Here is a 21,497-nt window from a genome sequence, read left to right as displayed (position 1 = left end):
TCCGTGCCTATCGGGTTGTGACGGCGTGGCTGTCGTGACGCGCGGCGACGGCATCGCCGAGGCGCTCGATCAGCGGCTTGAGCCGGGCATGCTTCATGGTCATGGCCGCCTTGTTGACCACCAGCCGCGTGCTGATGTCGGCAATCAGCTCCCGGGGGGCCATGCCGTTGGCCCGGAGGGTGTTGCCGGTATCGACGATGTCGACGATCTCGTCGGCCAGGTTCATCAGGGGGGCCAGCTCCATGGCGCCGTAGAGCTTGATCACCTCGGCCTGGATGCCCTGCTCGGCGTAGTAGCGTCGCGCGACGTTGACGAACTTGGTGGCCACCCGGCGCCGCGCCCGGGCCGGCTCGGCGCCGGTGATGCCGGCAGTCATCAGCCGGCACCTGGCGATCTCCAGGTCGAGGGGTTCGTAGAGCCCCTCGGCACCGTGCTCGAGCAGCACGTCCTTGCCCGCCACGCCGAGGTCGGCGGCACCCAGCTGCACATAGGTGGGCACATCGGTGGCCCGCAGGATCACCAGCTTGACATCCGGCAGGTTGGTGTCGAACAGCAGCTTGCGGCTTGCCGCCAGATCCTCGGCCGGGGTGATGCCGGCATCGGCCAGTAGCGGCAGCGTCTCGTCAAGAATTCGGCCCTTGGAGAGGGCCAGTACCAGTTGTTTGCTCATGCTCTCGCCTGTAGTGGGAAGCAACGTCGGGCCACTAGCCGGGAATCCGCCGGATATTGGCGCCCAGCAGCTGCAGCTTCTCCTCGATGCACTCGTAGCCGCGATCGATATGGTAGATGCGATCGACCAGGGTCTCGCCGTCGGCCATCATCGCCGCCACCACCAGCGAGGCGGAGGCACGCAGGTCGGTGGCCATCACCGGGGCCCCGGAGAGGCGCTCGACGCCCTCGATCACCGCGGTGTTGCCCTCCAGGGCGATCCTGGCCCCCATGCGATTGAGCTCCTGGACGTGCATGAAACGGTTCTCGAAGATGGTCTCCACCACCCGAGCGTTCCCCTCGGCCACGGCGTTGAGGGCCACGAACTGGGCCTGCATGTCGGTGGGGAAGCCGGGATAGGGCGCGGTGCGGACATTCACCGCCCGCGGCCGCCGCCCCCCCATGTCCGCCTCGATCCAGTCATCGCCGGTGGTGATGGAAGCACCCGCCTCCTCCAGCTTGGCCAGTACCGCCTCGAGGATATCGGCCCGGGTCCTGCGCACCCTGACCCGACCGCGGGTCACCGCCGCGGCCACCAGGAAGGTGCCGGTCTCGATCCGATCGGGCATGACGTCGTGGTAGCAGCCGTGCAGCCGCTCGACACCCTCGATGGTGATGGTGTCGCTGCCGTGGCCACGGATCTTCGCCCCCATGGCGATCAGGCACTCGGCAAGGTCCACCACCTCCGGTTCCCGGGCGGCGTTCTCCAGCACCGTGGTGCCCTCGGCCAGGGTCGCCGCCATCAACAGGTTCTCGGTACCGGTGACGGTGACGGTGTCGAAGAAGATGGTGGCCCCCTTGAGACGGCCGTCGACCCGGGCGCGGATGTAGCCGCCCTCCACCCGGATCCTGGCCCCCATCGCCTCGAGGCCACGGATATGCAGGTCCACCGGCCGCGAGCCGATGGCACAGCCACCGGGCAGCGAGACATCGGCATGACCGAAGTGGGACAGCAGCGGCCCCAGCACCAGGATGGAGGCGCGCATCTTCTTGACCAGCTCGTAGGGGGCATCGCAATGGCGCACCTGGGCGCCGTCGAGCTCGATGGTCATTTTCTCGCCCATCACCGGCTCCAGCCCCAGGTGACCGAGCAGCTCCAGGGTGGTGGTGATGTCCTGCAGGTGGGGCAGGTTGCCGATGGTCACCGGCTCGTCGGCGAGCAGGGTCGCACAGAGGATCGGCAGGGCGGCGTTCTTGGCACCGCTGGCCCACACCTCTCCGTCGGTGGGGCCATTGCCGGTAATGATCAGTTTGTCCATGGGGGTCGCCCGTCAGGCGCTGGTGTTTTCCGGCGCGTCCTGCCACTGCGCCGGCGTATAGGTCTTGATGCTCACCGCATGCAGCTCACCCGAGGCGATCTCCTCGGCGAGGGCACCGTAGATCAGCTGCTGGCGCTTGACCGGCGACAGGCCGTCGAACACCTCGCCCACGGCCACCACCTGGAAGTTGCAGCCCTCACCCTGGATATGGAACTCGCAGCCGTCGATACGCGCCTCGAGCAGCGCCTTGACCTCATTGGGTTGCATGAACCGGAACTCCTGTGATGCAAGCAATAGCGTATATGGCCACCGGCCACGGGAAGGCCGGCGACATGGATCGGGATCCCGACATGGTAAAGAAAAGCGCCGCACTTGGCGATGCCGGCGGCGCGCGAAGGCAGGCATGGCCCGCGGGTCAGGCGGCCTCGGCCAACGGCATCAGGCGGTCGAGGCCGGCCAGCCGGGTCAACCGGGTCAACGGCGCCGAGAGGCGCACGGCGCGCACCTCCAGGCCCGCCTGGCGCGCGCACCGGGCCCACTCCAGAAGCACGCTCAGCGCCGCACTGCTCACCCCCTCGACGCCACACAGGTCGAAGTCGACAGCCGTGCCGGCCGCCTGGGCGGCGAGCCACTCACGGCCGGTGGCGGCCAGCACCGCCGCCACATCGAAGCCCACCACTCCACTCACCGCCAGGCCCTCGGGGCCGGCAGAGAGGTGGACGCCGGCCTGGTCGAGCAGCACGCTCATGCGCTGCCGCCCTCCTCCAGCTCCTCGACGGCGATCTCGGGCGCCCAGTCATCGATCACGGCATCGTAGTCGCGGTTGTGCTCACGCATGGACTGGTCGAACTGGTTGCGGAAGGTCAGCCCCAGGTTGATGCCGTTGACGATGACATTGACCACCTTCCACTGGCCATCGCTGAGGCGCAGCGAATAGCTGACCGGATAGACGCTACCGTCCATGGCGACCACCTCCATGGCCACGCTGGCCTGGTCCTCGTGGCGCTGGGGCTGCTGGGTCTCGAGCACCCGCAGCTCACGATAGTCGAAGGTCACCAGCCCCTTGGTATAGGTGTCGATCAGCGTCTGGCGAAAGGTGTTGACGAAACGCGAGCGCTGCTGGGGAGTGGCATTGCGGAAGTAGCGCCCCATGACGCTGGCGCCGATATAGCGGAAATCGGCGATGTCGTCGAGGCTGTCGTCGACCAGGGCCTTGAGCTCGTCGACGTTGTCGGCAAAGTAGTCCTTGCGGCCCTCGATCTGCCCCATCAGGTCGTCGATGCTGTCGCGGATCAGCTGCTCGGGCCCACGCTCGTTGGCCGCCTGGGCCGACACCGAGGCGATCGCCAGGCACAGGCCGAGCACCACCAGGCGGAAGGAAGCGGACAGAAAAGGCATCATCGAATCTCCTGGAAAGAGTGCCGTCAGCGACGCGCGTGCGGTGCGGCTCACTCGCTGACCATGTTGGACACGAACTGCTGGATGAGTTCTTCGAGCACCACCGCCGACTGGGTGTCGCGGATGGTGTCGCCATCGGCCAGGGTCTCGGGATCGCCCCCTACCGACAGCCCGATGTACTGCTCGCCGAGCAGGCCGGCGGTGAGGATCGCCGCGGTGGTGTCCCGGGACAGCCTGCCCTCCAGCCCGGCGTCGAGCTCGAGGATCACCCGGGCGTCATACCAGTCGGTATCCAGCTCGATGGCCGAGACCCGACCCACCGTGACCCCGGCCATGGTGACCCGGGCACGCGGCTTGAGGCTGCCGATGTTGGCGAAATTGGCCTCGAGGCGAAAGGTGTCGCCCGGGGGGGTGAAGGTCAGGCCGCTGACCCGCAGGCCGAGGAATACCAGCCCCAGGATGCCGGCGAGCATGAACAGCCCGACCCCCAGCTCCATCATCTTGCTGCGCTTCATGCCGTCTCTCCGAACATCGACTCTGTGTTGCGACACATCAGTTAAGTCCCCCGAACATCACCGCGGTCAGCACGAAATCGAGGCCGAGCACCGCCAGGGATGAGTAGACCACGGTGCGGGTGGTGGCCCGCGAGATGCCTTCCGACGTGGGTATCAGGTCATACCCCTGGAAGACCGCGATCCAGGTCACCACCAGGGCGAACACCAGGCTCTTGACCATGCCGTTGCCGACGTCCCCGACGAACTCGACGCTGGCCTGCATGTTGCCCCAGTAGGAACCCTCGAAGACACCGAGCCACTCGACGCCGACCAGGTAGCCACCGTAGACCCCCACCACACTGAAGCCGACGGTCAGCAGCGGCAGGGCAACGAAGCCGGCCCACAGGCGCGGCGCCACCACCCGGCGCAGCGGGTCGACACCGATCATCTCCATGCTGGTGAGCTGCTCGGTGGCCTTCATCAGGCCGATCTCGGCGGTCAGCGCCGAGCCGGCCCGCCCGGCGAACAGCAGAGCCGCCACCACCGGGGCCAGCTCACGCAGCAGCGACAGCGCCACCATCTGGCCCAGTGCCTGCTCGGCGCCGAAGTCGACCAGCAGGGTATAGCCCTGCAGTGCCAGCACCATGCCGATGAACAGCCCCGAGACCAGCACGATGGCCAGCGACAGCACCCCGACGAAGTGCATCTGGCGCAGCCAGAGGTACCAGCCCTCTCGCGAGGGAACGCCCACCGCGGAGAGGAAGAGGAAGACGCCCGCCCGGCCCAGCGCCTCGAGCAGCTCGCAGCCCCGGCGACCCAGGATAGCGACTCGCTCGATCATGGCCGCCCCCCCGTATCGAGGATGTCGGTGAAGAAGTCCACCGCGGGATAGTGAAAGGGTACCGGCCCGTCCGGCTCGCCGTGGACGAACTGGCTGACCCGGGGGTCCTGGTCGACGTCGAGCCCCTGGGGGGTGCCCTGGGCCATCACCTGGCCGTCGGAAATCACGTAGACGTAGTCGGCGATGGTCAGCGTCTCCTTGATATCGTGGGACACGACCACCGACGTCAGCCCCAGGGCTTCATTGAGCCGCTTGGTCAGCTGTACCAGCACGCCCATGGAGATCGGGTCCTGCCCCACGAAGGGCTCGTCGTAGAGGATCAGTTCCGGATCCAGGGCGATGGCGCGGGCCAGGGCCACCCGGCGCGCCATGCCGCCGGAGAGCTCCGAGGGCATCAGCTCGCGGGCACCGCGCAACCCCACCGCCTCGAGCTTCATCAGCACCAGGTCGCGGATCATCGGCTCCGGCAGGTCGGTGTGGACCCGCAGCGGGAAGGCCACGTTCTCGAACACGTCGAGGTCGGTGAACAGCGCCCCGCTCTGGAACAGCATGCCCATGCGTCGGCGCATGGCGAACAGCGCCTTGCGCGACTGGCGATGGACATCCTCGCCGTCGATGCGCACGCGGCCGGCATCCGGGTGGAGCTGCCCCCCGATCAGCTTGAGCAGGGTGGTCTTGCCGGTACCGCTGGGCCCCATGATGGCGGTGATCTTGCCGCGATGAATCTCCAGGTCGACACCACGGAAGATCTCCTTCTCGCCTCGCGAGAAATGCAGCCCCTCCACCACCACGAAGGGAATGTCGCTCATCGGCTCGTGTCCCTGGAAAGAATTATCGAACATCGTATCCTAACCTCGCGCCATTTTGCCACCACCGACGGTGCCGGCTTGCACCGGGCCGGGCGAGAACGTTTAATGGGCGCCCTTCCAACCTGGCCAGGGCCCACTCTGCCATGCTCGTCCCCCTCACCGCCGTGCTGCTCGGTTTCATCGCCCTGCTGTGGAGCGCCGAGCGCTTCGTCGGTGCCGCCGCGGCCACCGCCCACAGGGCCGGCATGAGCACCCTGCTGGTGGGCATGACCATCGTCGCCCTGGGCACCTCGGCACCGGAGATGGTGGTCTCGGTGATGGCCTCGCTGGACGGGATCCCCGACCTCGCCACCGGCAATGCGCTGGGCTCGAACATCGCCAACATCGGCCTGGTGCTGGGAGTGACCGCCCTGGTGGTCCCGATCCCGGTGCGCTTCTCGCTGGTGCGACGCGAGCTGCCGCTGCTGCTCGGCGCCACCGGCCTGGCCGGCTATGCCCTGGCCAATGGCATCCTCGGCCGCTTCGACGCGCTCTTCCTGGTCCTGCTGCTGGTGTTCAGCCTGTGGTGGCTGTTCCGTGCCGATACTCCCGACGCGCTCGAGGTGAACGAGATCCCCGACATGCGCCTCACCCGCGCCCTGCTGTGGCTGGTGATGACCCTGATGGTCATGGTGGCCGGCTCCCGGGCCCTGGTGTGGGGGGCCAGCGAACTCGCCCGCGGCCTCGGGGTCAGCGAGCTGACCATCGGGCTGACGGTGGTGGCCATCGGCACCAGCCTGCCGGAGCTCGCCGCCTGCGTGGCCAGCGCCATGAAGCGCCACCACGACATCGCCATCGGCAATGTGATCGGCTCCAACCTGTTCAACCTGCTCGCCGTGCTGCCGATACCGGGCATGCTGGCGCCCGGCCCCATCGACGCGGCGGCAGGCGAGCGCGACTATCGGGTCATGCTGACCCTGACCCTGGCGCTGGGCATGCTGCTGCTCTGGCAGCGCCGCGGCCGGCTCGGCCGCCTGCCGGGCACCCTGCTGGCACTCGGCTATGTCGGCTACCTGGCCTGGCTCGCCGCCTCCGGCCAGGGCTCCGGCATGCCGGCAGGCTGAACGGATGGCCATGAACTTGAGTGAAACGCAGCAACGGGCAACAATCACCGCCATGACGACACACACCGACCCCACCGGGAACTCGCCGCTGCGCGACAGCGCTCGCCGCACCCTGCAGCTGGAACAGCAGGCCATTGCCGCCCTCATCGAGCGCCTCGACGAGGGCTTCGATCGCGCCTGCTCGCTGATACTGGCCTGCCCCGGCCGGGTAGTGGTCACCGGCATGGGCAAGTCCGGCCATGTCGCCGGCAAGATCGCCGCCACCCTCGCCAGCACCGGCACACCGGCCTTCTTCGTCCATCCGGGCGAGGCCAGCCACGGCGACCTGGGGATGATCACCCCGGGGGACGTGGTGCTGGCACTGTCGAACTCCGGCGAGACCGCCGAGGTCACCGCCCTGCTGCCGCTCCTCAAGCGCATGGGCACGCCGCTGATCAGCATGACCGGCCGCCCGGGTTCGACCCTGGCCCGCCACGCCGAGGCCCACCTCGACGCCGGTGTCGAACGCGAGGCCTGCCCGCTGGACCTGGCCCCCACCTCCTCGACCACCGCGTCCCTGGCCCTGGGCGATGCCCTGGCGGTGGCGCTGCTGGAGTCCCGCGGCTTCACCGCCGAGGATTTCGCCCGCTCCCATCCCGGCGGCAGCCTGGGCAAGCGCCTGCTGCTGAGGGTCGGCGACCTGATGCACCAGGGCAGCCGCCTGCCTTCGGTGCCGCTGGGCAGTCCGCTGCGCGACGCCCTGCTGGAGATCACCCGCCAGGGGCTGGGCTTCACCTGCGTGGTCGACGGCGACGGGCGGCTGGCCGGCGTCTACACCGACGGCGACCTGCGCCGCACCCTCGACCAGCACTCGGACCTCTCCGACCTGACCGTCGACGACGTCATGACGCGCCCCGGCAAGCGGATCACCGCCGATATCCTGGCCGCCGAGGCGGTGCGCATCATGGAAGACAACCGCATCACCGCCCTGGCCGTGGTCGACGACGCGGGGCGACCGGTCGGTGCCCTGCACATGCACGACCTGCTCGCCAGCGGCGTGATCTGACGCCCCTCTCAACCAAGGAGCCCCCATGACCCTCGATTCTCCTCTGCTCGACACCCAGCTGGTGGACCGCCTGCGCCGTGTACGCCTGCTGGCCATGGACGTGGACGGCGTGCTCACCGACGGCCGCCTCTACTTCCAGGCCGACGGAATCGAGATCAAGGCCTTCCACACCCTGGACGGCCATGGCATCAAGCTGCTCAAGCGCGCCGGTCTCGAGGTCGCGCTGATCACCGGTCGCGACTCCCCCATGGTGAGCCGTCGCGCCGCCGCCCTTGGCGTCAAGCATGTCTACCAGGGCGTCGAGAAGAAACTGCCCAGGCTGCGTGAACTGTGTCGCCAACTCGACCTCGAGCTGGACCAGGTGGCCTACTGCGGCGACGACATGCCCGACGTGGGTGCCATCAAGCGTGCCGGCGTGGGCATCAGCGTGCCGGGCGCGCCCTCCTATATCCGCAAGCATGCCGACTGGGTCACCGAGCGTGCCGGCGGCCACGGCGCGGTGCGCGAGATCTGCGACACCCTGCTGCAGGCCCAGGGGCACTGGGATGCCGTGATCGACACCTATCTCCACGGGGCCGACTGACGCCATGGCGCTGCGACTGCCGCGCCCCTCGTTCCGGATCTGGCTGCTGCTGTTGCTGCTGGCACTCGGCGGGGTGCTCGCCCTGCTCGACCAGCGCAGCGTGCGCGAACCCGGCCCGGTGCCCCGCGACGAGGCCGGGGAGCCCGACTACTTCCTCGAGGGGGCCCGCCTGACCCGTTTCGACGCCGAGGGCCGGGCCCACCAGCGCCTCGTCACGCCACGCCTGGTGCACACCCCCCACGACGACGTCACGCGCATGCAGACCCCGGAGGCGAGACTGATCGACAGCTCGGGGCGCACCTGGTTCGGCCATGGCGAGATCGGCACCCTGGGGGCCGGGGGCAACCCCCTGACCCTGTCCGGGGACGCCCGCCTGCACGCCCCCGAGGAGCGCTGGCAGCTGGACACCGACATCCTCCACTTCGATGCCGACACCGGTCACGCCTGGAGCGATACCCCGGCACTGCTGCGCCAGCCTCCCCAGCGCATGAGCGGCGAGCGCTTCGATGCCTGGATCCATGACAATCGCGCCCGCCTGACAGACAATGTCCGGGGCCACCATCCCCCCGAGACGCACCCCGACACCGACGAGGACCCCGAGCCATGAAGCGACTGTCCCACGCCCCCCCGCTGCTCCCGGCACTGCTCGGCCTGGCGTGCATGGCCATGGCCCTGGCGACGACCCCGGCGCTGGCCCTGGAGGGCGACGCCAGCGCCCCGATCGAGGTGGAGGCCGATCGGCTCGATCTCGATGACCGAGCCGGCACCGCCATCTACACCGGTGACGTGGACATCCGGCAGGGCAGCATGCATCTCACCGGTGACCGGGTCGAGATCCGCCGCAACGCTGCCGGCGAACTCTCCCACGCCATCGCCACCGGCGAGCGCGCCTACATCGAGCAGCAGCCCGCGCCGGACGAGCCGCTGGTGCGCGGCTGGGGACGCACCATCGTCTATTACGTCGCCGAGCGACGGGTGGAGCTCATCGACCGCGCCGAGCTGCACCAGGGCGGCGACACCTTCGATGGCGGCTACCTGGAGTACTTCCTCGATCGCCGCGTGGTCCAGGCCCGCGCCGAGGCAGAGGGTGTCGAGGAGCGACAGCGCGTACGCATGACCCTGCAGCCCGAGCAGTAAGGGACGACATGAAGACACTTCGCGCCAACCACCTGGCCAAGAGCTACAAGCGTCGCCGCGTGGTGCATGACATCAGCCTGACCATCGGCCAGGGCAGCATCGTCGGCCTGCTCGGACCCAACGGCGCCGGCAAGACCACCTCCTTCTACATGATCGTCGGACTGGTGCGCGCCGATGCCGGCGAGGTCCACATCGATGGGCAGGACCTGTCGAGGGCGGCCATGCACGAGCGGGCCCGGGCCGGCATCGGCTACCTGCCCCAGGAGGCCTCCATCTTCCGCAAGCTCTCGGTGGCCGACAACATCATGGCGATCCTCGAGACCCGCCGCGACCTCGATCGCGCCGGCCGCCAGGCTCGCCTGGAGGAGCTGCTCGCGGACTTCCACGTCACCCACATCCGTGACAATCTCGGCATGAGCCTGTCCGGCGGCGAACGACGGCGGGTGGAGATCGCCAGGGCCCTGGCCATGGAGCCCGCCTTCATCCTGCTCGACGAGCCCTTCGCCGGGGTCGACCCCATCTCGGTGGGCGAGATCAAGGGCATCATCCGCCAGCTCAAGGCACGCGACATCGGCGTGCTGATCACCGACCACAATGTGCGCGAGACCCTCGACATCTGCGATACCGCCTACATCGTCGGCGACGGGCAGATCATCGCGGAGGGCAACGCCGAGGCGATCCTCGCCAACCAGCGGGTACGCGAAGTGTATCTCGGCGAGGACTTTCGCCTCTGAAACACCATTGTAACCTTATGACAAGAATGCCGATATTATGTGACGGCATGAAAATTGCCGTTGGCACGCTTTTTGCTAATAAACGACTTGCAACACGACCCCCGGCGGGCTAGGGTGAGGTTTTCCGGCGAATGAGTACACACCTCTCGTGGCCATGAAAGCATCCCTGCAACTTCGCGTCGGCACCCAACTGACCATGACCCCCCAGTTGCAGCAGGCCATTGCCCTGCTGCAGCTCTCCACCCTGGACCTGCGCCAGGAGATCCAGCAGGCGCTGGAAGCCAATCCCATGCTGGAGCTCGACGATGACTTCGGCGAGCAGGAGACAAGCGAGACGCCCGACGACGACTGGGCCAGCGAGATCCCCGACGAGCTCTCGGTCGACAGCGACTGGTCCGACACCTACCAGGACCTGGGCACGCCCGCCGGCAGCGGCGAGGGCCCCGACTTCGAGCGCCAGGCCGATGGCCAGAGCCTGCAGGGTCATCTCGCCTGGCAACTGGCGATGACCGACCTGAACGAACGCCAGCGGCACATCGCCGAGAGCCTGATCGATGCCGTGGACGGTGCCGGCTACCTGGGCCAGTCCCTCGACGAACTGCGCGACGGCCTCAGGAGCCAGGGCCTCGAGGGGCTCAAGGGCCGCGAGGTGGAGCAGGTACTGCTGCGGCTGCAGCAATTCGAGCCCACGGGGATCTTCGCCCGGGACCTGCGGGAATGCCTGATGCTGCAGCTCGCCGTCCTGCCCGACGACACCCCGCTGCTGCCCCAGGCGCGCCGCCTGGTCCGCCAGTTCCTCGAGGCACTGGCCGGCGACGACCGACGCCTGCTCAAGCGCCGCCTGGGCCTCGACGACGACGCCCTCGACGAGGTCATCGCCCTGATCCGCTCACTCGACCCGAGGCCGGGCAGTCGCTATTCGGAATCCGGCAGCGACTACGTCATTCCCGACCTGGTCGCTCGCCACGACCGGCACGGCTGGCAGGTGGAGCTCAACCCCGAGGCCCTGCCGCGACTGCGGATCCAGCCCGACTATGCGGCGCTGATTCGCCGCGCGGACAAGAGCCAGGACAACCAGTTCCTCAAGGATCACCTGCAGGAAGCGCGCTGGCTGATGAAGAGCCTCTCGAGCCGCAACGACACCCTGCTGCGCGTGGGGCGCGAGATCATGGCCCGCCAGCTCGACTTCCTCGAGCAGGGCGAGGAGGCGATGAAGCCCTTGATACTGGCCGACATCGCCCAGGCCGTGGAGATGCACGAATCGACCATCTCGCGGGTCACCACCCAGAAGTTCATCCATACCCCCCGCGGCGTCTTCGAACTGAAGTACTTCTTCTCCAGCCAGGTCGGCAACGGCGATGGCGATGCCCACTCGAGCACGGCGATCCGCGCCCGGCTGCGCAAGCTGATCCAGGAGGAGCCGCCGCGCAAGCCGCTCTCCGACAGCAAGCTGGTGACCCTGCTCGACGAGGCCGGCATCAAGGTGGCGCGCAGGACGGTGGCCAAGTACCGCGAGGCCATGGGCATCCCCTCCTCCAGCGAGCGCAAGCGGCTGAGATGATTCCCGGACCCCGGCGTGAGCGCCCCTCCAGCGATGGAATTCCGATCCCTTGCATGACCCGCATCAGCGGTCGGGTGCAACGCCCTCCACAGGGGGTTTGCACGGCAGGAAAAAGGGTTACAATCGAAGCACCAACCGAAGGACGAAGGAGCGTGTCATGCAAGTCAACATCACCGGCCATCATGTGGAACTGACCGACGCCCTGCGTGACTATGTGAACGAGAAGCTCACTCGCGTGGAACGCCACTATGACAACATCACCACCGTGCAGGTCACGCTCTCCGTGGAGAAGGAGAGGCAACAGGCCGCCTGCACCCTGCATGCCGCCGGTGCCGATCTGCATGCCGAGGCCATGGACGGCGACATGTACGCCGCCATTGACGCCCTCGCCGACAAGCTTGACCGCCAGCTCGTCAAGCACAAGGAGAAGGTCCAGGCCCGCGCCCAGGGCGCCGGCGCCCGCTGATCCACCATGACACTCGAAGCCATCCTGCCCCCCGAGCGCACCCTCTTCGGGGTGCCCGGGGGGAGCAAGAAGCGGGTGCTGGAGTTCTTCAGCACCTTCATCGCCCAGAACACCCCGAGTCTCGACAGCCAGGAAGTCTTCGGCCGCCTGATCGGCCGCGAACGGCTTGGCAGCACGGGGATCGGCAATGGTGTCGCCATCCCCCATGCCCGCGATCCTCACTGCAAGGCGCCCATCGCCGGCTTCCTGAAGCTGGCCGAGCCCATCGACTTCGATGCCGTCGATGGCGAGCCGGTGGACCTGATCTTCGTGCTGCTGGTGCCGGAGGAGGCCGACGAGGCCCATCTCGCGCTGCTGGCCCAGGTCGCAGGCGTGATGAACGATGCCGAGACCCGGGGCCGGCTGCGCAAGAGCGCCAGCCAGCGCGAGCTGCATGAGCGGCTCATCGAGGCGATCCGACGACAGTCCTCGGGCTGATCGCCCCTCACCGGGCCACCCGGCCAGCCACACGACCAGGAGACCCGCCATGCAGCTCGTGATCATCAGTGGCCGATCCGGCTCAGGCAAGTCGATCGCACTGCAGGCGCTCGAGGACCTCGGCTACTACGCCATCGACAACCTGCCGGCCATGCTGCTCGGCCCGCTGGTGGACGAACTCAGCAGCGACCACTCCCCCCACACCTCGATCGCGGTGAGCATTGACGCCCGCAACCTGCCCCATGCGCTCGAACGCTTCCCCAGCCTGCTGGAGGAGGTCCGCGCCCGCGGCATCGACGGCCAGGTGATCTACCTCACCACCGATGCGCGCATCCTGCTCGAGCGCTACTCGGAAACCCGCCGGCGCCACCCGCTGACACGGGGCAGCGACATGACCCTGGCCGAGGCGATCGATTCCGAGGAGACGGCGCTGGCCGAGATCCGTGACCTGGCCGACCTGGTGATCGACACCTCGCGCCTCTCGGTTCATGAACTGCGCCGGCGCATCAGTGACCAGGTGGGGAGCCACCGGGCCGACCAGCTGACGTTGACGGTGGAGTCCTTCGGCTTCAAGCGCGGGGTGCCGCTCGACGCCGACCTCGTCTTCGACGCCCGCTGCCTGCCGAACCCCTACTGGGATCCCCGGCTCCGGCAGGACACCGGACGTGACGCCTCGATCATCGAGTTCCTCGACGGCTACCCCATCGTCGGCGAGATGCATGACGACATCCTGGCCTGGGTCGAGCGGTGGCTACCCGCGTACGAGGCCAGCCATCGCAGCTATCTCACCGTCGCCATCGGCTGCACCGGCGGCCAGCACCGTTCGGTCTACCTGGCCGAGAGGCTGGCCCGGCACCTCGCCGAACGTCACCCCAGCGTGCGGCTCCGCCATCGCGAGCTGGGCATCCACGACACCCTCCCCCTGCTCCCGACGTCCAGGGCCGACAACGCGGACGAGGGAACCTGAGGCGTGCCGCAACGCAAGCTCACCCTGACCAATCGGCGCGGCCTGCATGCCCGGGCGGCCACCAAGCTGGTGCAGTGCTGCCAGCCCTTCCAGGCACGGGTCACCGTGTCCCACGCCGGTCGCGAGGCCGACGCTGCCAACATCATGTCGCTGCTGATGCTGGCGGCCCCCTGCGGTACCCAGCTGACCATCAGTGCCGAGGGCGAGGACGCCGAGGCGACCCTCGACGCCATCGAGGCGCTCTTCGAGGCCCGCTTCGAGGAGGACGCCTAGGCGCCGGCGACGGTCATCTCATCGATGAGCCAGCTGCCGGTATGGATGCTGCCGCGGGTATCGGTGTCGTCACCGACCCCCGCCAGCCCCTTGAACATCCCCTCGAGGTTGCCGGCGATGGTGAACTCTTCCACCGGGTACCGGATCTCGCCGTCCTCGACCCAGAAGCCCGCCGCACCGCGGGAGTAGTCGCCGGTCACGCCGTTGACCCCCTGCCCCATCAGCTCGGTGACCAGCACGCCGCGCCCCATGCGGCGCAGCAGCGCCTCCTGGCTCTCCAGAGGGGCGGAGATGCGCAGGTTGCGCGCCCCACCGGCGTTGCCGGTGGACTGCATGCCGAGTCGCCGGGCACTGTAGGCCGAGAGCATGTAGCTGGCCAGGCGGCCGTTCTCGATGAAGACATTGTCACGGGTCTGGACCCCGTCGTTGTCGAAGGGGCTGCTGGCCATGGCACCGCGCTCCATGGGCTTCTCCTGCAGGCTGAACCACTCGGGGAAGAGCGACTCGCCCAGACGGTCGCAGAGGAAGGAGGCCTGGCGATAGAGGGCGCCGCCGGCGATGGCGCTCATCAGGTGTCCGACCAGCCCGCTGGCCAGGGTCGGGTCGAACAGCACCGGCAGCCGCCCGGTCGCGGGACGCCGGGCGCCGAGCCGGCGCAGGGTGCGCCGCGCGGCACTCGCCCCCACCGCCTCGGGCGCGGCCAGATCCCGCGGATCCCGCGCACTGGTGTAGTCGTAGTCGCGCTGCATGCCCCCCTCGTCCTCGGCGATCAGCATGCAGGAGAGCGAGTGACGACTGCCCCGCTGGCTGCCCAGGAAGCCATGGCTGTTGGCATAGACCCGCACGCCCTCGCCACTGGAGAGCGAAGCGCCGTCGGAGCTGCGGATACCGGCCGTGCCGCGCCCGGCGGCCTCGCAGGCGAGGGCCAGGTCGATGGCCTGCTCGGTACTCAGCTCCCAGGGATGATGGACATCGAGATCCGGCAGTTCACGGGCCATCAGCTCGGCGTCGGCCAGGCCCGCGGCCGGATCCTCCCCGGTATGGCAGGCGATGGCCACTGCCTTCTCCACCACCGCACGGATCGAGGCCTCGCCGGCATCCGTGGAGGAGGCACTGCCCTTGCGCTTGCCCACATAGACCGTGACGGCGATGCCCTGGTCACGGGAGAGCTCCACGGTCTCCACCTCTGCCTCGCGGACGCTGACGCCGATCCCCTGATCGACGCTGGCCCCCACCTCGCAGGCGTCGGCGCCCAGTTGCCTGGCCAGTTCGAGCGCCGACTGGGCGCGGCTCTCCAGCAGGGCCTGCTGGGTGGCGGCATCGAAAGCCTGTGTCATGCGATTCTCCTCGTCACCCGGCCCGCAGGCCGGAAGGTCTTCATGTTCGTTGCGCAGCCCGCCGGCGCGGGCTGGTATACTGTCGGCATCCTCTCAGCCTAAATCGATGGAAGCGGCATGTCCCAGGAATCTCCCCGTGAGCTGCTCGCGCAGATCACCCAGTCGGATGACGAGCCCGTCAGCAAGTCCCAGCTCAAGCGCGAGATGCATGCGCTGCAGCAGCTGGGCGAGGCGATCATCGCCATGAGTCCCGCCGAGCGCGCCCGCTTCCCCCTCTCCGACGACATGCTGGCCGCCGTGGAGGAGACCTCGCGCATCCGCTCCCACGAGGGCCGGCGGCGCCATATGCAGTACGTGGGCAAGGTCATGCGCCGCGAGAACCTCGAGGCCATCCAGGCGGTGTACGACGAGATCGAGCAGGAGAAGCTCCGCCGCGACCACGCCTTCCATCGCCTCGAGAAGTGGCGCGATCGTCTCCTCGAGGAGGGCGACGCCGCCGTCGAGGCCTTCATCGCCGACTACCCGGACGTGGACCGGCAGGCCCTGCGCCAGCTGATCCGCAACGCCCGTCGCGAGCGCGAGCAGGGCAAGCCGCCCACCAATGCCCGCCGCCTGTTCAAGCTGGTCCGCGATACGGCGGGGCTGTAGGCCTCACACCGCTCGGGGCTGATCCGGCGGCAGGCCTGCGAGGAGGCGCTGTGAATACTTCCCTGTACGCTACCGATTCCCTGCTTCGCTCTCGCATCCTGCTCCGCTTGCAGGACCGGTGCAGGCCATCCATGGCCAGCCCGTTCGGAGCAATGCTCCTCACCCCTGGAATCGGACCTCCTCTTCGGCCGCCCCCGGCGCCCCTCGCTCCTACAAGGCCCCTATGGGGTCAGACCCCAGCCAAGTCGCCATGCCTGCATAGTGCACCTTTCCCGCCGTGCCGACCCCCGCCGGGGTCTGACCCCATAGGGACCGCCGACGTCGGCGGCTCTACTACAGCGCCTTAGGACTGGGTGCCGCCGACCGTCAGCTCATCGAGCTTGAGTGTCGGCTGGCCCACGCCTACCGGCACGCCCTGCCCCTCCTTGCCGCAGACGCCGATCCCGGTGTCCAGTTCCATGTCGTGGCCGATCATCGACACCCGACCCATGGCCTCGGGGCCGTTGCCGATCAGGGTCGCCCCCTTCACCGGGGCGGTGATGCGCCCATCCTCGATCAGGTAGGCCTCGCTCGCCGAGAAGACGAACTTGCCCGAGGTGATGTCCACCTGGCCGCCACCGAAGCTCACCGCGTAGAGCCCACGCCTGACGCTCCTGAGGATATCGGCGGGATCGTCCTGGCCGGCCAGCATGTAGGTGTTGGTCATGCGCGGCATCGGCAGGTGGGCGAAGGACTCGCGGCGGGCGTTGCCGGTGGGCGCCATGCCCATCAGGCGGGCGTTGAGCTTGTCCTGCATGTAGCCGGTGAGGATGCCATCCTCGATCAGCGGCGTGTACTGCCCCGGCGTGCCCTCGTCGTCGACGCTCATGGAGCCGCGACGATCGGCCAGGGTGGCATCATCGACCACCGTCACGCCCGGCGAGGCGACCCGCTGTCCCATCCGCCCGGCGAAGGCCGAGCTGCCCTTGCGGTTGAAGTCACCCTCCAGGCCGTGGCCCACGGCCTCGTGGAGCAGGATGCCCGGCCAGCCCGGGCCCAGCACCACCGGCAGCTGGCCGGCCGGGGCATCGACCGCCTCGAGGTTGACCAGCGCCTGACGCACGGCCTCCCTGGCGAAGCGCTCGGCCACGTTGTCGTCGCGCAGCCGCGCCATGGAGTAGCGTCCGCCGCCACCGGCACTGCCGCGCTCGCGGCGGCCATTCCTCACCGCGATCACGCTGACGTTGAAGCGCACCAGCGGGCGGATGTCCGCCGCCAGGGTGCCATCGCTGGCCCGTACCAGCACGACCTCGTGCACCCCGGTGAGCGAGGCACTGACCTGGCTGACGGCGGGATCGGCCCCCCGGGCCAGCCGGTCGGCCAGCTTGAGCATGGCGATCTTGTCCTCGGCGGTCAGGCCCGAGAGCGGGTCCACCCCACCATAGCGGCCCTCACTGGCCACCACCACGCGGGGCGCCACCTCGAGCCGGCTGCCGCTGCGCACGATGCCGGACGCAGTCCGGCCGGTCTCGGCCAGGGCCTCGCGGGTGATCTGGTTGGAGTAGGCGAAGCCGGTCTTCTCGCCGGCCATGGAGCGCACCCCGACGCCGCCGTCGATGTTGTAGCTGGCCTCCTTGACCTCACCGTCCTCCAGCACCCAGCCCTCGTGCCAGCTGCGCTGGAAGTAGAGATCCGCGTAATCGATGCCCTGGCCCAGGGCATCTGCCAGGCCCGAGTCCAGGGCATCGAGGTCCAGCCCGCCCGGGGCGAGCAGGATCTCGGCGGCGTCTTCGAGAAGGGTATGATGGCGTGATGTCATTCGGCACTTTCCACGGATATCTGGGGCGAGGTCCAGGGACCCCGCACTCGGTAATGAATTCGGGTCACCCGGTCGATGGCGTCGCCGAACAGCCGATCGGCGATGAACAGTGCGCCGCCGACCACCGGTGCGCCGGCAATCACGGCGGCCAGCGGCAGGTTACGGCTCACCGGCACTGTGACGCCCAGGCGCTGGTCGAGTTCCCGCCGCGCCAGGTCCACGCTGCCGTCCAGGGTGAAGAAGGTGGCCGGCCCGTCGACCTCCACCGGCCCGCGGGTCTCCAGGATTCCACCATACAGGGTCGCGGCGCCGGTGACACTGTCGAAGGCGGTGCCCTGACCGGTGACGTCGGAGAAGTCGAGCCTCAGGCGACGCAGCAGGTTGTCGACGTTGAGCAGCCCCACCAGCCGCGCCGAGGGTGACTCGATATTGACGAAACGACCGTCGCGCAGCAGCACCTCGATGCTGCCGCGGGAACGCTCGAGGGCGAACTGCCAGGGCGCCCCCGGCCAGGCCAGCTGGCTCGAGACCCGCGTCTCGCGGTTGCGGATCGACACCGGCTGGCCGAGCCGCTCCAGCAGGGTGCCCAGGTCTCGACCATCCAGGTCGAGCCGCGCCCGGGACAGGCTGTCGCCGGGCCCGGCAGCCTCCCAGACCAGTTCGCCTCGGGCCGAGACCTCGCCCAGCGTCAGCCCCAGCGGCGCCACGGTCAGGCGCTCCGGCGTGGCCTGCCAGCGCGCCGTGAGGGGGCCGAAGCGCCTCCCTTCACGTTCGATGTCGGCGATACGCAGTCGGCCGTGGGGCAGGTCGCCCACCCACGCCGGCAGGGGCTCAGGCTCGGGGGGCATGGCGATCTCGTCGAGCAGCGAACCGGCGGGGCCGGCCTGGGGCAGCAACCCGTCGAGGGAGAGGCGCATCAGGGCGATATCCAGGGGCTCGGCGAGCTGTGGCCGATAATCCAGCTGTCCCTCGACCAGGCTGCCGTCGAGCGCCACCCGCCAGCCGCCACCGAGCTGGGGCCGTGCGTCGAGGTAGAGCGAGCCCAGGCAACGCCCCTGGTGTTCCAGGCAGCTGGTCTCGAGCCCGATGCCGCCCAGGGAAGCGGCGAGGCCGCCCCCGCCGTCACCCGTCCGATCGGTATCCAGCGCCGCAAGCGCCCCGCCCCAGGCGGCCAGGTCGAGGCGTGGCTGGTAGGCCTCCACCCACCAGCCGTCGCTGTCCGGCCAGGGCGTGACCGGGGGGCGGCCTAGCCACACCTGGCCCTGGCCGACCTCGGACCCGTCCCGTTCCCGCCAGCGCAGGTGCAACTGGTCGCCAAGCCGGCCCTCGAAGCGTCCGGTGGTCAGGTCCGCATCGAGCCGCAACGGCCGAGGCGGCGCCGGCGACTTGCCCAGTGGCGCCGGGAGGGCGATGCCCAGCCCCTCCAGCGAACTCGACAGGGCCAGGGTGCTGGCCTGCTCGCCGATCGCCAGGCGGCCGTGCCAGGGCGCCTGCCCCTCGAGCAGGTCATCGAGCGCGGCCATCCCGGCCCATTGGGCCAGGCCACCAGCCGTGGCGGTCCCGGCCAGGTCGAGGCCGCCAGCCAGGGTGTCGATCTCGGCACGCACCGGGCCACCGAGCAGGCGCCCCTCCAGCCGTCCCTCGAGCCCCCCCTCCTCGCCGCGCTGGCGCCACGCCAGGGGGCCGCCGACGTCGCCGAAGACGAGCTCCAGCGGGCGGTACGCCAGCCGGTCGAATGCCGCCTCGGTGTCGATATCGAGCGCCAGCGCCTCGGGCTCCCCGAGGGGCAGGGCCAGGTCGAGCCGGCCGGCGACCATGCCCTCACCCTGCCACGCCTCCACCGCCTCGATGCCCTCCACCGGCATCGCCAGCAGGTAGCGACGCAGCGACTCGGCCGAGGCCTCGAGCGCACCGTCCACCTGGAGGCGTTCATCGACCAGCGAGACCCGGCCATCGCGAACCTCGACGCCCAGGCTGGATGCCCGCTCCACCGTCCCGGAGAGGGTGGTGTCCTCGAGGGTGAGCTGCCCCTCGAGCTGCTCCAGGGCGGGCCACTCAGGTGCGAAGGGCAACACGCCCTCCTCGATGGCAAGCTGCAGGCCGAAGGAGGGCTCGACACGTGACGCCCCTCCGGCCAGCGGCACATGCAGGCGCAGCGAGCCCTCGGGCACGCGGCCGGCCACCCCCGCTCCCAGCCAGTCGAGGAGCTCGTCGCCCAGGATCCCCACCGGCAGCCAGTCGATCAGCGGCGTATCGAGGGCATCCACGTCCTGGAAGCCGAGCGACAGCCCGAAACCGCCCCGCTGCCCGCCCCCCACCGAGAGGCCAAAGCCGCCCTGCACCTCGGCCCCGTTCCAGGTGACCCTGAGGTCGCGACCGCTGACGAAGCTGCGCGGTCCGTCATAGGACCAGAGCACCTCGCCGCTGGCGCGGGAGAGCGCCATGGGGGCGGCGAATATCTCGGGGAAGTAGAGCTCGGCCCCCTCCCCGCCGGCGAAACGCACCCGGCCGTTCAGGTCCCGGGCCTCGACCCACATGTCCAGGGGCCCGCCACCGGGGGCTTGCTCCCAGGGGGAGACCTCCACCCCATGCAGCGCCGCCCGGGCCAGCCACTGGCCGTTGTCGCGCCCCAGCCCGAGCCCGGCCACCCGTCCCCGGGGATCCAGGGTGGCCACCACCCGGGACAGCGCCTCGGGCAGCGGCAGCCGGTCGCGCCAGGCGGCCAGCGAGCCCAGTTCGAACTCGCTGGTATTGAGCCACCACCCCCGGTCGGTTCGACGCAGATGCCAATAGGACGGCAGGGCCGGGCCAGACGCCTCGGCCAGTGCCTCGGGCGCATCCCAGTCGGCGCTGCCGGCATCGCCCTCCAGCCAGGCCTCCCAGCCGTCGTCGCCGCGCAACCACTGGCCCCGGGCCACGACATCCTCGAGCACGACGGTTTGCAGCTCCCCCTCGCTGTCGTCGTGACTCATGGCCAGCAGCGGCACATCCAGGTCGAGGCGCGCATCGGCCAGCCGGCCCCGGTGCCAACGCCCCCACACCCTGGCATCCCCCCTGGCGGTCTCGAGGCGCAAGGGATCGTTGCGCCCCAGCACCTCGACCAGCCCCAGCAGGCTGTCGAGCTTCATGTCGGCCTGCAGGGCGGCGCTGAAATCGCGCAACCCCGTGGGCCCGGGGAAGATCTCCAGCGCCACCTGCATGGCGAGCTCGTCCGCGAGGCCCTCGTCCTGCCCTTCGAGCCACACCTCGCCCTCCAGGTGGGCGTGGCGGGCGTCCCCGGTCATCAGCAGCCGTGGCGCCCGCAGTACCTCGCGCTTCTCCTGGCCGTGCAGCACCAGGCGGAGATCCTCGACCCAGGCGCGCTGGCGCAGAAGCAACCCGACCCAGAAATCGAGACGGTCCAGGTCGAACTCCACCTCTGGCTTGAATTCGGGGGGGAGTCGGGCCGGGTCGGGCCAGTGCCAGCGCCGCTGGTCATCCTGGTAGAGATGCAACGTCACGCCCTGCAAGCGGGCATCTTCCACCACCGGCACGCCTTCACGCAGGCTGGCCAGGGTATCCAGTCGCAGGCGCCCGGCCTCGACCTCGATCAGGGGGGTGTGCCCGAGCCCTTCCCGCGAGCGTACCGTGAGCCCGGAGAGCTCGAGCATCGGATCGAGCCGGGCCAGCCGGGTATCGAGCTCGCGGATCTGGACCACCGCGCCGAAGCGTGCCGAGAGCAGTGCCTCGAGTCGCGGCGTGAGCCCATCGGCCAGGCCGAGCGCCAGCCGCAGCAGGACCAGCAACAGCGCCACCAGCGCCAGCAGCAACGCCGCCAGCGTCAGGACCCAGCGCGACAGCAGGCGAATCCGGGGCATGG

23 protein-coding genes are annotated in these 21,497 nt (G+C 69.3%); 12 read left to right on the top strand and 11 right to left on the bottom strand.

The features are described from left to right. Window positions 1-7 precede the first annotated feature (7 nt). From hisG to ACOMD9_RS18010, 8 genes are all read right to left on the bottom strand, one after another. On the bottom strand, window positions 8-670 hold the full coding sequence (gene hisG / locus ACOMD9_RS18045; RefSeq protein WP_421417366.1) for an ATP phosphoribosyltransferase: 663 nt from the start codon (window positions 668-670) through the stop codon (window positions 8-10). Window positions 671-704: 34 nt separating this feature from the next. Further along, a complete protein-coding gene (gene murA / locus ACOMD9_RS18040) occupies window positions 705-1,967 on the bottom strand; it encodes a UDP-N-acetylglucosamine 1-carboxyvinyltransferase (protein WP_421417365.1) in 1,263 nt (420 codons plus the stop codon). Window positions 1,968-1,979: 12 nt separating this feature from the next. Next, on the bottom strand, window positions 1,980-2,234 hold the full coding sequence (locus ACOMD9_RS18035) for a BolA family protein (protein ID WP_421417364.1): 255 nt from the start codon (window positions 2,232-2,234) through the stop codon (window positions 1,980-1,982). 148 nt (window positions 2,235-2,382) lie between these two features. Beyond that, window positions 2,383-2,715 (bottom strand): STAS domain-containing protein, encoded by a 333-nt coding sequence (locus tag ACOMD9_RS18030; protein WP_421417363.1) that lies wholly within the window; start codon window positions 2,713-2,715, stop codon window positions 2,383-2,385. Next, entirely contained in the window at window positions 2,712-3,368 is a 657-nt protein-coding gene (locus ACOMD9_RS18025; protein WP_421417362.1) for an MlaC/ttg2D family ABC transporter substrate-binding protein, read from the bottom strand. The genes ACOMD9_RS18030 and ACOMD9_RS18025 overlap by 4 nt, the downstream gene beginning before the upstream one ends. Window positions 3,369-3,415: 47 nt before the next feature. Continuing rightward, the gene (gene mlaD, locus ACOMD9_RS18020; RefSeq protein WP_421417361.1) at window positions 3,416-3,880 is read right to left on the bottom strand and encodes an outer membrane lipid asymmetry maintenance protein MlaD; all 465 of its coding nucleotides are present in this window, start codon (window positions 3,878-3,880) and stop codon (window positions 3,416-3,418) included. 37 nt (window positions 3,881-3,917) lie between these two features. Continuing rightward, window positions 3,918-4,700, bottom strand: coding sequence for a lipid asymmetry maintenance ABC transporter permease subunit MlaE (mlaE, locus tag ACOMD9_RS18015; RefSeq protein ID WP_421417360.1), 783 nt, complete (start codon window positions 4,698-4,700; stop codon window positions 3,918-3,920). Continuing rightward, entirely contained in the window at window positions 4,697-5,509 is an 813-nt protein-coding gene (locus tag ACOMD9_RS18010) for an ABC transporter ATP-binding protein (protein WP_421417404.1), read from the bottom strand. The genes mlaE and ACOMD9_RS18010 overlap by 4 nt, the downstream gene beginning before the upstream one ends. Before the next feature lie 143 nt (window positions 5,510-5,652). Between ACOMD9_RS18010 and ACOMD9_RS18005 the strand changes: the two genes are divergently transcribed. From ACOMD9_RS18005 to ACOMD9_RS17955, 11 genes are all read left to right on the top strand, one after another. Further along, a complete protein-coding gene (locus ACOMD9_RS18005; protein WP_421417359.1) occupies window positions 5,653-6,612 on the top strand; it encodes a calcium/sodium antiporter in 960 nt (319 codons plus the stop codon). 52 nt (window positions 6,613-6,664) lie between these two features. Beyond that, on the top strand, window positions 6,665-7,657 hold the full coding sequence (locus ACOMD9_RS18000) for a KpsF/GutQ family sugar-phosphate isomerase (RefSeq protein ID WP_421417358.1): 993 nt from the start codon (window positions 6,665-6,667) through the stop codon (window positions 7,655-7,657). Between the two features lie 25 nt (window positions 7,658-7,682). Next, window positions 7,683-8,240, top strand: a complete 558-nt coding sequence (locus ACOMD9_RS17995; protein ID WP_421417357.1) for a KdsC family phosphatase — start codon at window positions 7,683-7,685, stop codon at window positions 8,238-8,240. A gap of 4 nt (window positions 8,241-8,244) precedes the next feature. Continuing rightward, window positions 8,245-8,847 carry an LPS export ABC transporter periplasmic protein LptC gene (lptC, locus tag ACOMD9_RS17990; protein ID WP_421417356.1) on the top strand — a complete coding sequence of 201 codons (603 nt, stop codon included), beginning with the start codon at window positions 8,245-8,247 and terminating at the stop codon, window positions 8,845-8,847. Then, entirely contained in the window at window positions 8,844-9,377 is a 534-nt protein-coding gene (lptA, locus tag ACOMD9_RS17985) for a lipopolysaccharide transport periplasmic protein LptA (protein WP_421417355.1), read from the top strand. Before lptC ends, lptA begins: the two co-directional genes overlap by 4 nt. A gap of 8 nt (window positions 9,378-9,385) precedes the next feature. Beyond that, a complete protein-coding gene (lptB, locus tag ACOMD9_RS17980; RefSeq protein ID WP_421417354.1) occupies window positions 9,386-10,111 on the top strand; it encodes an LPS export ABC transporter ATP-binding protein in 726 nt (241 codons plus the stop codon). A 148-nt stretch (window positions 10,112-10,259) separates the two neighbouring features. Further along, complete coding sequence (locus ACOMD9_RS17975; protein WP_421417353.1) at window positions 10,260-11,672, top strand: RNA polymerase factor sigma-54; 1,413 nt, start codon at window positions 10,260-10,262, stop codon at window positions 11,670-11,672. A 157-nt stretch (window positions 11,673-11,829) separates the two neighbouring features. Continuing rightward, the gene (gene hpf, locus ACOMD9_RS17970) at window positions 11,830-12,138 is read left to right on the top strand and encodes a ribosome hibernation-promoting factor, HPF/YfiA family (protein ID WP_102628493.1); all 309 of its coding nucleotides are present in this window, start codon (window positions 11,830-11,832) and stop codon (window positions 12,136-12,138) included. A gap of 6 nt (window positions 12,139-12,144) precedes the next feature. Then, window positions 12,145-12,615: a PTS IIA-like nitrogen regulatory protein PtsN gene (gene ptsN, locus ACOMD9_RS17965; RefSeq protein WP_421417352.1), complete on the top strand. Its 471-nt coding sequence runs from the start codon at window positions 12,145-12,147 to the stop codon at window positions 12,613-12,615. A 49-nt stretch (window positions 12,616-12,664) separates the two neighbouring features. Further along, window positions 12,665-13,582: an RNase adapter RapZ gene (rapZ, locus tag ACOMD9_RS17960; protein ID WP_421417351.1), complete on the top strand. Its 918-nt coding sequence runs from the start codon at window positions 12,665-12,667 to the stop codon at window positions 13,580-13,582. Window positions 13,583-13,585: 3 nt separating this feature from the next. Next, window positions 13,586-13,855 (top strand): HPr family phosphocarrier protein, encoded by a 270-nt coding sequence (locus ACOMD9_RS17955; RefSeq protein ID WP_421417350.1) that lies wholly within the window; start codon window positions 13,586-13,588, stop codon window positions 13,853-13,855. Here ACOMD9_RS17955 and pmbA read toward each other — a convergent pair. Next, the gene (pmbA, locus tag ACOMD9_RS17950) at window positions 13,852-15,192 is read right to left on the bottom strand and encodes a metalloprotease PmbA (protein ID WP_421417349.1); all 1,341 of its coding nucleotides are present in this window, start codon (window positions 15,190-15,192) and stop codon (window positions 13,852-13,854) included. The genes ACOMD9_RS17955 and pmbA overlap by 4 nt on opposite strands. Before the next feature lie 117 nt (window positions 15,193-15,309). Between pmbA and yjgA the strand changes: the two genes are divergently transcribed. After that, window positions 15,310-15,840, top strand: coding sequence for a ribosome biogenesis factor YjgA (yjgA, locus tag ACOMD9_RS17945; protein WP_421417348.1), 531 nt, complete (start codon window positions 15,310-15,312; stop codon window positions 15,838-15,840). Between the two features lie 343 nt (window positions 15,841-16,183). Here the strand turns inward: yjgA and tldD are convergent, their stop codons facing one another. Continuing rightward, window positions 16,184-17,638 (bottom strand): metalloprotease TldD, encoded by a 1,455-nt coding sequence (tldD, locus tag ACOMD9_RS17940; protein ID WP_421417347.1) that lies wholly within the window; start codon window positions 17,636-17,638, stop codon window positions 16,184-16,186. Then, window positions 17,635-21,495: a YhdP family protein gene (locus tag ACOMD9_RS17935; protein ID WP_421417346.1), complete on the bottom strand. Its 3,861-nt coding sequence runs from the start codon at window positions 21,493-21,495 to the stop codon at window positions 17,635-17,637. Before ACOMD9_RS17935 ends, tldD begins: the two co-directional genes overlap by 4 nt. Window positions 21,496-21,497: the final 2 nt, after the last annotated feature.

It is taken from the genome of Halomonas terrestris, from assembly GCF_049166755.1.
In the GTDB taxonomy this organism is placed as follows: domain Bacteria; phylum Pseudomonadota; class Gammaproteobacteria; order Pseudomonadales; family Halomonadaceae; genus Halomonas.
The sequence above is the reverse complement of the archived record's forward strand: the minus strand, read 5'-3'. Positions and strand labels throughout refer to the sequence as shown.